Here is a 14,452-nt window from a genome sequence, read left to right as displayed (position 1 = left end):
CCCGGACAAAAAGGGCGGCACGGTTACGGTTGATGGACTTCCACTGCAATGCGGCCAGGCGAACCCGGCCATGGGCGACCACGACGGCGCTACTGCGCGATGGCCCGGACAGGAAACTGCGCGCCCATTGACGCCCCGGCTGTCACGTTCTCGACCCCGGTCGCAATCTGGTACGCGGTGTCGGTCACGATGGTTGCGTACTCGACGGCATACCGCAGGTCGCGCCGGTAGATGCCATTCGTCAGGTCGTCATGCTGATGGCCGCGCTTGTAACGCAGCGCCGCAGCCTGGTCGGGCAACGTCAGGCGCACGATCCCCGAGAGCACCGCATCGATCTTGCCGACGATAAGGTCGCGCGGCGCCGCGCCATTCGCCCACGCCGAGATCAGGAAGGTGCGCTCCTGCCTGCGCGTCTCGCGCTGCACGGTGCCGATGCCACCCACGCGCGGCGAGAGGTATGTCGCGTTCGGAATGGTGATCGACGAGCCAGCGGCCGTTGCCGGGCGGTCAACAGCCACCAGCGCGGCCAGCGCCGTCGCAATGCTGGCCGGTGTATCGCTGGCCTGCACGGCATAGGCATATGCGCGGCCGTCCACCAACAGCACAACGTTCTGGGGCGTGCTGACGGTGCCATTCACCATGACGGTCTGTGCGGTCACGCTCAAGGCCAGCGTGTTCGCCGGCAGTGTGGCGACGGTCCAATCCGAGAACGCAGTGTTGGCGTGACGTTGATGACTCGTGATCGGAAAGATCGACACATGGGCCTTGTTGGCCTGCAGGTCGGTCTTCAGTTGCGTCATGTTGGGCCAGCCGCTGTAGACCACCACAGGATTGCCCGTGATCGACGGCTGGCTGATTCCGTTCGGATAAACCACGCCGGTGGCCAGCGTGACGAGTGCATTGGAAACGTCAGAGAGATCTGCCATAAGACAAGCGCCTTCATCGATGCGCGCTGCAATGCGTGATCGATCGAGTGAGTTGCATCCAGGATTGAGACAGCCGCGAACGGTTCGTCACCGTGTAGCGACATTGAGGCATGTATTGCGTGGGAATACGTCAGCAAGCGAAGCCGAGAAACAAAAAAGCCCGCTGCGTGGCGGGCTTTTCTTCGCGATGTCTGCGCTTCGTCTGGGTAAATCAATGCACCCCAGTGGGGTGCATGTCTCGGTCTGAACCGGTTACGCCGCGAGGGCAATCGAACATCTGGGAAACAGAATACGAAGGGGATATAAACCGTGCAAGTGGGCTGAAGAAAAAATTCCGAAAAAATTTTCAGGCGGCCAGCGGAGCCGCCGTCACAGTCGCGGCAGCGGCCGCTGCACGCACGGCCTTCGTCATCTGCGCGCGCGCCACTTCCGAATCGATGACGTGCGACATGATCGACTGCGCCTTCGCAAGCCGCACCTTCCAGTGCTTGAGCGTATGCGGCGATGCGCCGTACTTGCGCACGAGAATGCGGCACACCATCTCCGCCGGCATGCGATGCACGTAGTGATACTGCAGCAGCCGCTTGGATACGGGGTCGGCAATTTTTTGCCACGCCTGCTCGACCAGCCAGCCGTCATTCACGTCGATGCTGATGATGGCTTGCGGCGCGCCGCATTCCGCATCGCGCATGGCGACGGCCAGGCGTGCCCACGATGCGCAGTACTGCGGTTGCCAGCTCGGGTCGCGCACGACGCGACTCCAGTTCTCCAAACGGTCTTCGATTCCCATGTCCCTTGTCCTCGTGTGTTCGTTGCTTTTTGATGCCGATATTGGGTTGCGTCACTAGGCTCTCGCGCAGTCGCCGCGCTTACGGGCGACAGCCGAGAATGCCAACACGCATGCGTCTATTGGAAAACGCGCACCTGCGCGGGCCCGGCGCCCACCGCACGCACCGACTGCACCCAGCGGCCGGTGACGCCGCATTTGCGTTCCTCATCCAGCTCGAGCCGCTTGGCGGCGATCAATTCGCTGCGCCGCGCAGAGACGCTGGACTTCTCAATGCGCAGCGCCTGCGCGATTTCGGCAATCGTGGCGGTACCGCTGCGGGCGACGTAGTCGGCGATGCGGTCGCACTGCAGCTTGGCCGTAGACGTAGCGCGGTTACGTCGAAAAGCATCCATCGAAGTTTGGGTGACAGTCATGGGAAGAGGCTCCAGTCGGCGCGAGCGGGGCGCGCGGATTGAACAAGATTCGGTTCGACCGAGGCCGCCTGCAGGGGACTGCGGCGGGAAGCAGGTCGTGCGAGGAAGTTTAGATTGTTCTAAACTGTTGCGTCAAGAAACTTCTGCTACACAAATTAGAAGTTTCTTGCTCTAATGCGACCCATGGACATCTACGACAACCGCCGCCAGTGGCTGACCTACTGGATCCAGACCCTCGTCAACGGAGACCGCTCGGCGTTCGAGCGTCTGTACGGGTATTCGCGCTCGCAGGTCGCGCAGTTCCTGTCGCGCACCTACCAGGACGGCCGCAGCATCGGCGACATCGCCGCACGTCGTCTTGAGAAAAAGCTGGGGTTTGCCGACCGTGTGATGGACACACCGTTCTCCGACGCGGCCGCGCAGGCTGCCGGCGGCAGCGCGGGCGATCTCGTCCGCACAAGCGCAGGCGCGTCGGCGCACAGCAAGGGCTTTCCCGCGCGGCCCATCACCACGTACAACAGCCTGGACGAACTGCCGAGCGAGACGACCATCCTCATCACGCATGTCGACGTGGCCCTTTCTGCCGGCAACGGGCGCGAAACCTGGCACGTTGAAGAGAAGGAACCGCTGCCGTTCCAGGCCGATTACGTCCGCCGGCTGGACGCCAGCCCCAAGCACCTCGTGGCGGTAAAGGTGCGCGGCGACAGCATGGAGCCCCGCCTGTTCGATGACGACACGGTGGTGGTCGACAAGGCGGACCGGCGCATCCCCACGGGCGGCGGCGTGTTCGCCCTGGTCTACTGCGGCGAGATGCTGGTGAAGCGGTTGTTCCGCCTGCCCGACGGCTCGATCCGGGTGGTGAGCGACAACAAGGAGAAACACGATCCGTTCATCGTGACACCCGAGCAGCTGGAGCACATCGACATTGTCGGCCGGGTCAAGTACCGGTCCGGCATGGGCGATTTTTGAGCGGACGCCCGCGCCCGCTTCTCAACATGCAGACCCGCTTCGGCGGGTTTTTTCTTGCCCAAAGGTGTGCTTCTAAACCGCCGCAGTAGACATTTCTTGACAAAATGTTAGAAATATCTAAAATAGTGGGACAGAACGCACCTGACCGTATTCGTGCGCACCGCCCGTCAAGGGCGCTGCGCTCAGCCCACCTCACGCAAATCGAATGACTGAAACCGAAACACTCCACCGGATCCTTGAAGCGACCCGCACGGCATGGGGCCTGCCGGCCGTGCGACGCGGCGGCCCTTCCTTCGCCTCACAGGGCCCGCTGCATCAACAGACAATCCAGCCAGCGGCCGAATTTGTGACCCACCGCCTCCAGCACGCCCACCTCCCGAAACCCGCAGCGCGCGTGCAGCTTGGCTGACCCCGGGTTTTCGCGGCCGCCGCCCACCACGGCCACCATCTGCTTGAAACCGCGCGTCTGGCATTCGCGGATCAGCGCCTCCAGCAGCAATGTCCCAACGCCCCGCCCCTGCGCGGCGGCATCAAGGTAGATGGAGTCTTCCACCGTATGGCGATACGCGGGCCGCGCACGATGCGGGCCGGCATACGCGTAGCCGAGCAGCACGCCGCCGGCTTCGGCCACCACGTAAGGCATGCCAGCATCCTGCAATGCGCGGAAGCGGCGCGTCATCTCAGCCAGATCCGGGGCATCGATTTCAAAGCTGGCGGTGCCAGTACGCACGTGATGCGCGTAGATACCGACGATAGTCGGGAGATCCGCCTCGGTAGCAGGGCGAATGGCAACGGCACCCGATTCGCGTACGGACCGGGAAGCATCGATGGGCATTGCAGAAGACATGGCGGCAGGATGTGGAAGCGATGCGAAGTGTTCATTGTCACGCCAATTTCACGCAAACCGCAGATCGCCGAGCGCATTCCGGTGACATGGCTATCGGGCAGCGCCGGAATGCGGTAACTTGGCAAACGCATTTGCCCCGCTGCGCCCTTCCTGCCATGCATGACCTGTTTCCCCTGATCGCCGAATACGGCGCGTTTGCCGTGTTCCTCAATGTGCTGCTGACGCAAGCCGGCGCGCCGCTGCCAGCCGTGCCGACGCTGCTCGTGGCCGGCGCACTCACCTTCCACGGACCGCTTTACGTGATGGAACTGGCACCGGCCGCCGTGTCAGGCGCGCTGCTTGGCGACGGCCTGTGGTATTTCGCCGGCAAGCGCTATGGCCGGCACGTCATGGCACTGCTGTGCCGCGTGTCGCTGTCGCCCGATTCCTGCGTGCGGCGCACGCGCACGCAGTTCGAGCGCTGGGGCGCCCCGATGCTGCTGATCGCGAAGTTCATTCCGGGTTTGTCAACCGTGTCGTCTGCGCTGCTGGGCACGATGCGCACGCCGTTCAGCACGTTTGCGCTGTACAACCTCGTCGGCTCGGCGGTGTGGGCCACGCTGTGGTTGCTGCTGGGCCGCGTAGCCCACGACAGCATCGACCAGGCGCTGCGCCAGCTCGACCTGCTCGGCACGCGCGCCGTGCTGCTGATCGCGTTGCTGGCGGCGGTATATGTAGCGGCGCGCTGGCTGCAGCGCTGGCGCTTTCGCAAGATGCTGGAGATGGCGCGCATCTCGCCCGACGAGTTGCATGCGTTGATCGAATCGGGCGCGGCGCCGGTCATCATCGACGTGCGCGCAGACAGTTCGCGCATGCTGCAGCCGCAACGCATTCCGGGGGCGATGCTGTATGACATGTCCAGCAGCAACCGCGCGATCGAGATCGACGGCCCCGACCGCGAGATCATCATCTACTGCGCCTGCCCCAACGAGGCGTCTGCCGTGATGCTGGCGCGCACGCTGATGGGCCGCGGCTTCAAGCGCGTGCGTCCGCTGCATGGCGGGATCGACGCATGGGTGGAGCGCGGCTATGGCGTAGAGCACGTGGTATCGGTCACGCCCGCCACACTCACCACGGCGGAAGCGGGCGCCTGAGGCTGCCCGCATGTGCGCCGCGACGACGAAGCAGGGGCACAAAAACAAAAAGCGCACCTCGCGGTGCGCTCTCCCGTAAGTACGGCAAACATGCGGTGCGCCAGCCCCCCGGCTCGGACACCCCGCATCGGTCCGTGTGCATCCGCCCGAAGACGGATGTGGCGAAATGATCCCCGTTTGATCCCTTCTTCGCCAGTCGGACTTGACCCCCTTGTTATTCATTTGCAACGCTGCCGCGTCAAACGTATGCGCGGCGTGCTCGCGTTGTTATTTCCCGTCCTTCTTTCATTGCCTTGCGGCTGGCCATTTTTGCATGGCACTCCTGCGTATTAACGGCAGGGTTGCACCGAACTTTAGACGCTGCGGGGCCAGCGGCCGGTCAGGCAAACGTGTCGATAGCGCCTTCGTGGGTCGACACACGACGCGGTGCCACCGCCAGCGTATCGGCGCGGTCTTGCGAGCCGCCGCCATAACGGCTGCCGCTATTCCCGTTGCCCGAACCGCTGCCCTGGTTTTGCGCCGATGAACCCTGCGATGCGCTCTGCTGCTGGCTGAAGTCACCCGTGCTGACCGACGTTTGCGCAAGCTGCATCCCGCCTTGCTGCATGGCGTCGCGCAGGCGCGGCATGGCGTCCTGCACAAGTTCGGCCACCGCCTGGTGCTGGCAGACGAAGCTCGCGTTGACGGCACCGTTGTCCACTTCCAGCTTGACGTGCATGCCGCCCAGTTCAGCCGGGTTCAGCTGCAGTTCGGCCGACGATTGACGGTGCACTTGCATGAAGGCGAGCTGGCTCGCCATGCTCTGCGGCCATGCGGCGTCGCCAAAGGTGGGCAGCGTGTGGACTTGCTGCGGCGTGATCGATGCACCTGCCGCAGCGCCTGCGTTGGCGCCACCCACCGCAAAGGTCGGTGCGGCGGCCATGCCGGCATCGCCATTGGCACGCGACAGTGCGCCCTGGAACAGCGTACCGCTGCCCTGCGCATTGGCTTGCGTACCGGCGTTGTCCGTGTTGCCGGCGTTGCCGCCATTGCTGGCGTGACTGGTGGCATCAGCGACGGCGGTCGCGGCTGTCTGCGTGACGGTGTTGTGTGCGCTCAGGTCGCTGCGGCGCGGCAGGCCGTGGTCGGCATTCGCGCCCTGCGCAGACGACGTGCTGCCGAGCTGGCGCACGGCGGGCGGCGTGTTGTCGGCAACGGCGCGCGTGCGGGCCATCGTCTGGGCGAGCGTGCTGCTGTCGGGCAGCGCGGTGGCCGGCGGCGTCGGCGTGTTTGCAGCGTTGGCCTTGGCGTCCTGCGCAGCCGGCAACCCAGCCGGCGCAGCTTGTGCCGTCATGGCCGGGTCAGCGGCGCCCTGTGCCGCGCTGGCCGCCTCGTTGCCCGCAGCGTTTGCGGCAGCCAGAGCAGCAGCGTCATTTGCCGACGATTTGGCGACAGCCGGCGCGGTGGCGTCGGTATCGGGCTTGGTATTTGTTTGGGCCGCCGGTTGCGCAACCGGCTGCTGCACGACTGCGGCCGCCTGCTGCGCGGCCTGGCGTGCGGCTTCGATCTGAGCCGCCAGTTGGGCAGCCGGGTCGACCACCGCCTGCTGTGCAGCGGTATCGAGATCCTTGGCGCTGCCCGGCTGCGCCGGCTTGGCGTTGGCCGTATCGGTAGTGCTGGCGGCAGGTGTGGTGATGCTCGGCACGGGCGTATTGCCGTCGGCCGGCTTGGCGTCCTGATCGTTGCTGGCGGCGCTGGTGCGCGTCGCGTCCTTGCGGGCGATATCGGCGCGGCGGCCGGCATCGTCGGCGGCGGATTGTGCGTCAGCACGACGGCGTGCGGCGTCCTGGGCCAGGCGGTCGGACAACAGGTTGCCGAAGGTATCGGTGCCGGACGAGGAAGCCTGCGTCTTGTCAGCGGCGGCGGTATTGCCGGCCGACAGCATGGCGCCCAGGTCTTTGGCAGCGGCGTTGGGGGTGGCACTCAAGCCCACGTTGACTCCATCTTGCGACTGCGTGTTCGCGTTGGTCTTCAATTGCCGCCCTGTGCCGCACGCATGCGGATCACCTTGGCGGCGTGTTCATCGTTGTCGCGCTGGGCACGGCGTTCTTCGTCCAGGCGCTGCTCTTCAATGTGGCGCTGGCGCAGGATGTCGAACGACTGCTCGCGGCGCTGCTTTTCCAGCCAGTTGGCACGGCTCATCGCAAGCTGCTGCTCGAGCGCGTTGATGGTCCCTTTCTGCTGATGCACGGCGTTGCCCAGGCGGTCGATGAAGGCCGCGTAGTTGCGCAAACGCGTGACGTCCATGCCGCCTTCAGCGGTGCTCAGCATCTGCTGGTGGTAGTTGTTGCGGTAGTCGGACAGCAGCGCCAGCTTTTGCGTGGCGGCCTCGCGCGTGTTCATCAGGCGGCCGACTTCCTGCGTGGCTTTTTCGGTGTCCTTCTGGGCCAGTTCCAGCACGGTTTCGAGGCGGAACGGCTTGTTCATGGTGGTCATCGGTGGACCCTCCAGCTTCCCGTTACATCAACCCATCGGACGCAAATCCGGCGGCTTTAGCCTTCGGCTTGCGCAACGCTTGCGGCTTCACAGTGTCAAGCGGGCACATCACGCCAGCACCCCCTGCATCTTCTGCAGCGTGTGCTCGCGGCTTTCGTTCTCGAACATGCCCTGCTGCAGGAACGCTTCCATGTCGGGGTAGCGCGCGATGGCCTGGTCGGTCACCGGGTCGCTGCCGCGCGCGTAGGCGCCCACGGCAATCAGGTCGCGGTTGCGCTGGTAGCGGGCGTAGAGCTGCTTGAAGCGGCGCGCCGTGTCGAGCTGCTCGCGCGGCACGATGGCCGACATCACGCGGCTGATCGACTGTTCGATATCGATGGCCGGGTAGTGGCCCTGCTCCGCCAACTTGCGCGAGAGCACGAAGTGGCCGTCCAGAATGGCGCGCGCCGCATCGGCAATCGGGTCCTGCTGGTCATCGCCTTCGGCCAGCACCGTGTAGAACGCGGTGATGGAGCCGCCGCGGCCGTTGGCATCCACCATGCCGTTGCCGGCACGCTCAACCAGCGCGGGCAGCTTGGCAAACGCCGAGGGCGGATAGCCCTTGGTGGCCGGCGGCTCGCCGATGGCCAGGGCGATCTCGCGTTGCGCCATCGCATAACGCGTGAGCGAATCGACGATCAGCAGCACGTTGCAGCCGCGGTCGCGGAAGTATTCGGCAATCGTGTGGGCGTAAGCGGCGCCCTGCAGGCGCATCAGCGGCGAGGTGTCGGCCGGCGCAGCCACCACGGCTGAACGTGCCAGGCCTTCGTCGCCAAGAATCTCGTCGATGAATTCCTTCACTTCACGGCCACGCTCGCCGATCAGGCCGACCACCACCACGTCGGCCTGCGTGTAGCGGGCCATCATGCCCAGCAGCACGCTCTTGCCCACGCCGGAGCCGGCGAACAGGCCGAGCCGCTGGCCCTGGCCAACAGTCAGCAGGCCATTGATGGCGCGCACGCCCACGTCGAGCACATGCTCGATCGGCTTGCGCTTGAGCGGGTTCAGCGGCGCCGGGTTCAACGTGCCCCAGGCGAGATCTTCATGCGCGCCGAGCGGCCCCTTGCCGTCGAGCGGCTCGCCGTTGGCGTCCACCACACGGCCCAGCAGGCGCGGGCCCACGGGCAGGAACTTGCTGTGCGAAATCGTCGGGTCGGCGCCGTCTTCGCTCGACACGGGCAGGCGTTGCGGCTCCAGCGGGAACACGCGCGCACCGGGCACCACGCCCACCAGATCCGTTTGCGGCATCAGGAAGGCGCGCTCTTCGGCAAAGCCCACCACTTCGGCCAGCACGTGGCGGCCGTGCGGGAGTTCCACGCGGCACGCGCTGCCCACCGGCAGCTTCAGGCCAACGGCTTCCATGACCAGGCCGGCCACGCGCGTGAGCTTGCCGCACGTCACCACCGGGCGCGCCAGACGCGCACGCTGCGCGGTCTGCTGCAGGTGGGCTTGCCACACGCGCAGGTTGGGATTGTTGGCGGCGGGCTGCACGGTCTCAGGCGACATGGAGTGCGCCTCCTGCAACGCGTTCGGCTTCCGAGCGTTCGCTGGCAAGCCATGCGGTGTCGCGGCCCAGCGCGCGGGTCAATTCGGCCCAGCGGGTTTGCAGCGTGGCATCGGTTTCGCCAAAGCGGGTCTGCACGCGGCAGCCGCCGCGCTCGATGGCGGCGTCGACGATGAGCGTCCAGCCGGCGGCGGCCAGCTCGGTGCCCAGCGTCTGGCGAATCAGCTCGGCGTCATCGGCATGCACGCGCAACATGGCGGGCGCCGGGGCGGTGGGCGCATCGCCCAGCACTTCGCGAACCATCGGCAGGATCCGCTCGGGCTGCGCATGCAGCGCGCCGTGCAGAAACTGCTGCGCCAGTTGCAGCGCCAGATCGACCAGCTCTTCGGCAACGCTGCCGTTCAGTTGGTCGATCGCCTCGCGCACGGATTGCATGAGCGCGGCGATGTGTTTGGAATCTTCCTCGCCCTGGCGGCGGCCTTGTTCAAAGCCATCCTGGAAGCCTTGCGCGAAACCATCGCGGCGGCCTTCGTCGCGGGCGTTGGCAAGCTCCGCGTCCAGCGCGGCCTGCCATTCCTCTTCGGAAATCGGCGGTTCTTCAGGCTCGGGCGGCGGAGGCGGCGGCGCGGCGGCGGCCGCAGCCTCTGCGGCCTGCCGGCGGAAGTCGGTCGGCTCCCACGCCTGGTATTCGACCAGCGTGTCGCGCGGGATGATCGGCGGACGCGGCATCTCAGCGCCCCGTCACAGCAAAGCGGCCGGCACGGTCAGACATAGGCGTCCTCCGCCTTGCGGCCAATCGTGATCTCGCCTTCGTCGGCCAGGCGGCGCGCCACAACCAGGATTTCCTTCTGCTGCGCTTCGACTTCCGACACCTTGACGGGGCCGAGCACTTCCAGCTCTTCCTTGAGCATCGTGCCGGCACGCTGCGACATGTTGGCGAACACCTTGTCGCGGAACTCCTGCTTGGCGCCCTTGAGCGCCACCACCAGAACGTCCTGGCTGATCTCGCGCAGCAGCGTCTGCAGCGCACGGCCGTCCAGATCGATCAGGTTGTCGAACACGAACATCTTCTCGACGATGGCGTCGGCCAGTTCCGGATCGCGCGAACGCACGCCCTCGATGACGGAGCTTTCCACGGCGCTCGGCACAAGGTTGAGGATTTCCGCTGCCGTGAGCACGCCGCCCATCGCGTTCTTCTTGCGGTGGTCGTTGCCTTGCAGCAGCTTGGTCAGCACATCGTTCAGCTCGCGCAGGGCGCTGGGCTGAATGCCGTCGAGCGTGGCGATACGCAGGATGGTGTCGTTGCGCAGGCGCTCGGTGAAATAGGTCAGGATTTCCGAAGCCTGATCGCGGTCGAGGTGGACCAGGATCGTGGCGATGATCTGCGGGTGTTCGTTGCGGATCAGTTCGGCCACCGACGATGCATCCATCCACTTCAGGCCTTCGATGCCGCTGGTGTCACCGCCCGACAGGATGCGGTCGATGATGTTGGCGGCGCGGTCGTCGCCCAGTGCCTTGCGGAAGACGGTGCGGATGTACTCGTTTGAATCCACGTCCAGCGGCAAGTCTTCGGCTTCAACGAAGAACGCGTCAAACGCATCGAGCACACGCTCGCGCGAGACGTTCTTCAGCGCGGCCATGGTCGCGCCCAGCTTCTGCACTTCGCGCGGGCCCAGGTGCTTGAGCACTTCGGCGGCTTCGCTTTCGCCCAGCGACATCATGAGGATGGCGCTGCGTTGGAGTCCTTCGGCGCTCATTCGTTACTCACCCATTGTTTGATGACGGCCGCGACGGCGCGCGGGTTGCTCTGCGCCACGCGGCGCATGGTCTCGAGCTTCTTCTCGAAGTCGTTGTTCTTGAGTTGCGGCAGCGCGTCCGGCAGCTCTTCGGATTCCGCGCCGGCAGCCGCCGGGCCTTCCAGCTCCGGCCCGGCCGAAGCCGCGGCTCCGGTGATGATCGGCGCGTTCGGGTCTTCGCCTTCGCGGCCCACGAAGGTGGGCGTGGCCGGTTCGTCCTTCTTGCCCATCGAGCGGATCGCCGGCCGGATCACCGCAAACACCAGGATCAGGAAGCCGATGGTCAGTGCCAGATACTTGGCGCCCTGGATGCCGTACTGGATCATCTCCGGCTGCTTCCACAGCGGCAGGTCGTCCTTGGGCGTGGGCAGCGTGCCCGAGAACTGGCTGTTGACCACGTTCACGGAGTCGCCACGCTTGGCGTCGAAGCCCACGGCATCCTTGACCAATGCGTTGAGCTTGACCATCTCGGCTTCCGACAACGGCTTCCAGGTCTTGCCGTCGCCACGGTAGTTGACCACCACGGCCACCGACAGGCGGCGCACGGTGCCCACTGCCGCGCGGGTGCGGCGCACGGTCTTGTCGACTTCGTAATTGGTCGTGGTGTCGCGGGTGCTCGACGAATTGCCGTTGGTTGCGGTGCCGCTCGTGTTGGCAGCGGCCGCTTGCTGCGGTTGGCCGTTCGGGCCGGTCGCGGCCGGTTGCGACGCCGAGGCCGGCGCCGGTGCGGTCGGCAGCATGCGCGGCGCGGTCGGCGGCTGGTTGGACAGCGCGCCCGGCACGCCGCCCTGGGCGTCGGCCTTGTTCTGCGTGGCTTCAGCGGTGTGCGTGCTGCGCACGGCGGCGTTGGCCGGGTCCTGGTTCGGACGATAGGTCTCGGCCATCTGCTCGGTGTTGTCCAGATCGACGTCGGCCGTCACCTGCGCGCGCACGTTGTCTTCGCCCACCACGGGGCCGAGGATGGCTTCGATGCGCTTGATATAGCCCTGCTCGACGTCGCGCACGTAGCTCAGCTGCGTCGGGTCAAGGCCCGAGGCGTTGTCCTGGAACGACGACGACAGCAGACGGCCGGATTGGTCGACCACCGTCACGTTGGCCAGCGGCAGGTTCGGCACGCTGCTCGACACCAGGTGGCCAATGGCCTGCACCTGCGAGCGATCGAGCATGCGGCCCGGATACAGCTTCAGCAGCACCGACGCGCTGGGCTTGGCCTGCTCGCGCACGAATACCGACGGCTTGGTCATCGCCAGATGCACGCGGGCGGATTGCACCTCCTGCATGGCCTGGATGGTGCGGGCCAGTTCGCCCTCCAGGGCGCGCTGGTAATTGACTTGCTCGGTGAACTGGCTGGTACCGAACTTCTGGTTCTCCATCAGCTCGAAGCCGGCCTGGCCGCCCTTGGGCAGGCCCTGCGAAGCCAGTTTCAGGCGGGCTTCATGCACGCTCGTCTCGGGCACCATGATGGCGGTGCCGCCTTCGGCAAAGCGGTACGGTACGTTCATTTGCTGCAGCGCGGCGATGATCGCCCCACCGTCGCTGTCGGACACATTGCTGTACAGGACGCGATAGTCCGGACCGCGGCTCCACAGCATCGCGGCGGCAATGACGGCCACCAGCGCTGCCCCGCCGATCATCATCAGCAGGCGCGGCGACAGACGGCCGAGCGGGCCCAGGGCGCCCAGCGCACCTGCACCTCCCGCGTTCTGGCGCGTCATCGCGCCCTGGCCCACCGCCGGCATATCCACCGTACCGAGCGTGTCGGCGACAGCAACCGAATCGGCTGTCGTTGGCATCCCAAATCTCCTGACTGACTACGTTGCTTGAGCGCTCGCCCAACGTCTGGGCATGGCTCCGTGGTTGCCATTATCGGCAGCGGGTGCGCAAGCAAATTGCCAAGAAGAGGGCCTTTTCCCGTTCTTTTGGGCGCTTGGGAACGACGGTCGGGCGGCTACCTTTGCATCACCGTGGCGCCATAGCGACCAGCCGGCCGGGGCGGAAAGCGCCCAGGAAAGCCGGCCCAGGCAGCCAAGCAGCGGCGCCGCAAGCAATACGAGCAATGAGGAGTTGACTTCACATGGATATTACGAACGCCAATTCGGTGGTCTCGCTGATGAACAGCGTGCTGGCGCCGTCGAAGACGGTGGGTGGTATTGGCGCGGGCGTCGGTTCGGGCGACGACGCCAAGGTCAGCGTCGACTTTGGCGCGGTGCTCAAGTCGTCGCTGGACCGCGTCGACGCTTCGCAGCAGAAGGCCGAATCCGTCTCGCGCAGCTTCGAAATGGGCAACAACGACGTGGATCTGCATGACGTGATGCTCTCGCTGCAGAAGGCCAACATCGACATGCAGACCGCGGTGCAGGTGCGCAACAAGTTTGTCTCGGCGTACCAAAGCATCATGAGCATGTCGATTTGACGTCACTTCTATAGATCTATTTTTTCTTCGCGCCGCATGTCCAAACACGCCAAACACCGCGCCAAGCCCGCCAGGGGCAGTCTTGCGTTGGTCGTCATCGCCCGCGACGAGGCCGCCTGCATCGAGCGCTGCCTGATGAGCGCCAAGCCGCACGTCGATCGCATGATCGTGCTGGACACCGGCTCGACCGACGACACCGTGGCGATCGCGCAGGCGTGCGGCGCCCAGGTGCACCATTTCACGTGGGTGGACGACTTTTCGGCCGCCCGCAACGCCGCGCTGGACGCCGCCAATGCGGACTGGAACCTCGTGCTGGACGCCGACGAATGGATCGAGGCCGGTACGGACGAGCTGCGCGACGCCTGCACCTTCGGCCCATTGCTGGGCGTGGTGTGCATCCGCAGCGGGTTTGAAGTCTCGGGCAAGGTGGAGCAATCCAACAGCTGGATTGCGCGCCTGCTGCCGCGCGGCGTGCGTTACAAGGGCCGCATCCACGAGCAGCCCGATGCCGACCTGCAGCGCGTTCGCCTGCCGCTGGTGATCGGGCACGACGGCTACCTGGACGTCAAGCTCGAGAAGAAGCGCGGGCGCAACCACACCCTGCTCCAGCTCGAGCTGGCCGCGCGTCCGGACGATCCGTACGTGCTCTACCAGCTCGGCAAGGATTTCCAGATCAACCAGGGCGACGCCGCCCAGGCCGCTGAGTATTACCGCCGCGCCGTGGCGACGGCACCCAAGCAGTCGCCCTATCGGCACGACCTGTGTATCTGCCTGCTCGCGTGCCTGAGCCAGACCGGGCAACTCGACGAGGCCATCACCCTGGCCGGCGAGTGGATGGACGAATGGTCGGGCTCGCCGGACTACTTCTACCTGCTTGGCCATCTCATGTTTGAAGCCGCTGCCAAGCACCCGGCCCAGGCCGAAAAACAGTGGTTGCCGATGGCGGAAAACGCCTTCCTGAAGTGCCTGGAGATTGGCGAGCAGCCCAAGCTGGACGCCGCCGTATTCGGGCGCGGCAGCTTTGCCGCCGCAAAGTACCTGGCGCTGACCTACCGCGCCCTGGCCGACACGCTGGCCATCAAGTCGAACCAATATTCCGACCTCGCGCGGCAGATGCAGGAACGCAGCGCAGTCGCCGCCGCATGAG

14 protein-coding genes are annotated in these 14,452 nt (G+C 65.6%); 4 read left to right on the top strand and 10 right to left on the bottom strand.

Annotated features, from left to right (window positions below; genetic code table 11):
- Positions 1-89: 89 nt before the first annotated feature.
- The 3 genes from ABIC76_RS06550 to ABIC76_RS06540 all read right to left on the bottom strand — a co-directional run bounded on the left by ABIC76_RS06550 (position 90) and on the right by ABIC76_RS06540 (position 2,129).
- Positions 90-926, bottom strand: a complete 837-nt coding sequence (locus ABIC76_RS06550; RefSeq protein WP_354533378.1) for a hypothetical protein — start codon at positions 924-926, stop codon at positions 90-92.
- Between the two features lie 346 nt (positions 927-1,272).
- Positions 1,273-1,716: a hypothetical protein gene (locus ABIC76_RS06545; protein WP_354533377.1), complete on the bottom strand. Its 444-nt coding sequence runs from the start codon at positions 1,714-1,716 to the stop codon at positions 1,273-1,275.
- A gap of 116 nt (positions 1,717-1,832) precedes the next feature.
- Positions 1,833-2,129 (bottom strand): hypothetical protein, encoded by a 297-nt coding sequence (locus ABIC76_RS06540; RefSeq protein ID WP_037026685.1) that lies wholly within the window; start codon positions 2,127-2,129, stop codon positions 1,833-1,835.
- A gap of 183 nt (positions 2,130-2,312) precedes the next feature.
- Here ABIC76_RS06540 and ABIC76_RS06535 point away from each other — a divergent pair, with 183 nt between their 5' ends.
- Positions 2,313-3,098, top strand: a complete 786-nt coding sequence (locus ABIC76_RS06535; protein WP_180815206.1) for a S24 family peptidase — start codon at positions 2,313-2,315, stop codon at positions 3,096-3,098.
- 298 nt (positions 3,099-3,396) lie between these two features.
- Here ABIC76_RS06535 and ABIC76_RS06530 read toward each other — a convergent pair whose 3' ends face one another.
- The gene (locus tag ABIC76_RS06530) at positions 3,397-3,933 is read right to left on the bottom strand and encodes a GNAT family N-acetyltransferase (protein WP_102065390.1); all 537 of its coding nucleotides are present in this window, start codon (positions 3,931-3,933) and stop codon (positions 3,397-3,399) included.
- Between the two features lie 167 nt (positions 3,934-4,100).
- On the opposite strand from ABIC76_RS06530, the gene ABIC76_RS06525 reads away from it, so the two are divergent.
- Positions 4,101-5,078 (top strand): DedA family protein/thiosulfate sulfurtransferase GlpE, encoded by a 978-nt coding sequence (locus ABIC76_RS06525; RefSeq protein WP_354533375.1) that lies wholly within the window; start codon positions 4,101-4,103, stop codon positions 5,076-5,078.
- A 379-nt stretch (positions 5,079-5,457) separates the two neighbouring features.
- Here ABIC76_RS06525 and ABIC76_RS06520 read toward each other — a convergent pair whose 3' ends face one another.
- From ABIC76_RS06520 to fliF, 6 genes are all read right to left on the bottom strand, one after another.
- Complete coding sequence (locus tag ABIC76_RS06520) at positions 5,458-7,050, bottom strand: flagellar hook-length control protein FliK (protein WP_354533374.1); 1,593 nt, start codon at positions 7,048-7,050, stop codon at positions 5,458-5,460.
- A gap of 38 nt (positions 7,051-7,088) precedes the next feature.
- Positions 7,089-7,553, bottom strand: a complete 465-nt coding sequence (gene fliJ, locus ABIC76_RS06515) for a flagellar export protein FliJ (protein ID WP_004631467.1) — start codon at positions 7,551-7,553, stop codon at positions 7,089-7,091.
- A 108-nt stretch (positions 7,554-7,661) separates the two neighbouring features.
- Positions 7,662-9,098 carry a flagellar protein export ATPase FliI gene (gene fliI, locus ABIC76_RS06510; RefSeq protein ID WP_102065392.1) on the bottom strand — a complete coding sequence of 479 codons (1,437 nt, stop codon included), beginning with the start codon at positions 9,096-9,098 and terminating at the stop codon, positions 7,662-7,664.
- Positions 9,088-9,825: a flagellar assembly protein FliH gene (gene fliH, locus ABIC76_RS06505; protein WP_102065393.1), complete on the bottom strand. Its 738-nt coding sequence runs from the start codon at positions 9,823-9,825 to the stop codon at positions 9,088-9,090. The genes fliI and fliH overlap by 11 nt, the downstream gene beginning before the upstream one ends.
- A gap of 35 nt (positions 9,826-9,860) precedes the next feature.
- On the bottom strand, positions 9,861-10,853 hold the full coding sequence (gene fliG, locus ABIC76_RS06500) for a flagellar motor switch protein FliG (RefSeq protein ID WP_027679900.1): 993 nt from the start codon (positions 10,851-10,853) through the stop codon (positions 9,861-9,863).
- Positions 10,850-12,685, bottom strand: coding sequence for a flagellar basal-body MS-ring/collar protein FliF (gene fliF / locus ABIC76_RS06495; protein WP_354533373.1), 1,836 nt, complete (start codon positions 12,683-12,685; stop codon positions 10,850-10,852). Before fliF ends, fliG begins: the two co-directional genes overlap by 4 nt.
- Positions 12,686-12,966: 281 nt before the next feature.
- On the opposite strand from fliF, the gene fliE reads away from it, so the two are divergent.
- Entirely contained in the window at positions 12,967-13,305 is a 339-nt protein-coding gene (fliE, locus tag ABIC76_RS06490; RefSeq protein WP_260803294.1) for a flagellar hook-basal body complex protein FliE, read from the top strand.
- 36 nt (positions 13,306-13,341) lie between these two features.
- Positions 13,342-14,451: a glycosyltransferase family 2 protein gene (locus tag ABIC76_RS06485; RefSeq protein ID WP_102065395.1), complete on the top strand. Its 1,110-nt coding sequence runs from the start codon at positions 13,342-13,344 to the stop codon at positions 14,449-14,451.
- Position 14,452: the final 1 nt, after the last annotated feature.

It is taken from the genome of Ralstonia sp. 1138, assembly GCF_040544795.1.
GTDB lineage: Bacteria > Pseudomonadota > Gammaproteobacteria > Burkholderiales > Burkholderiaceae > Ralstonia > Ralstonia flatus.
This window is presented reverse-complemented; position numbering and strand designations above follow the sequence as displayed.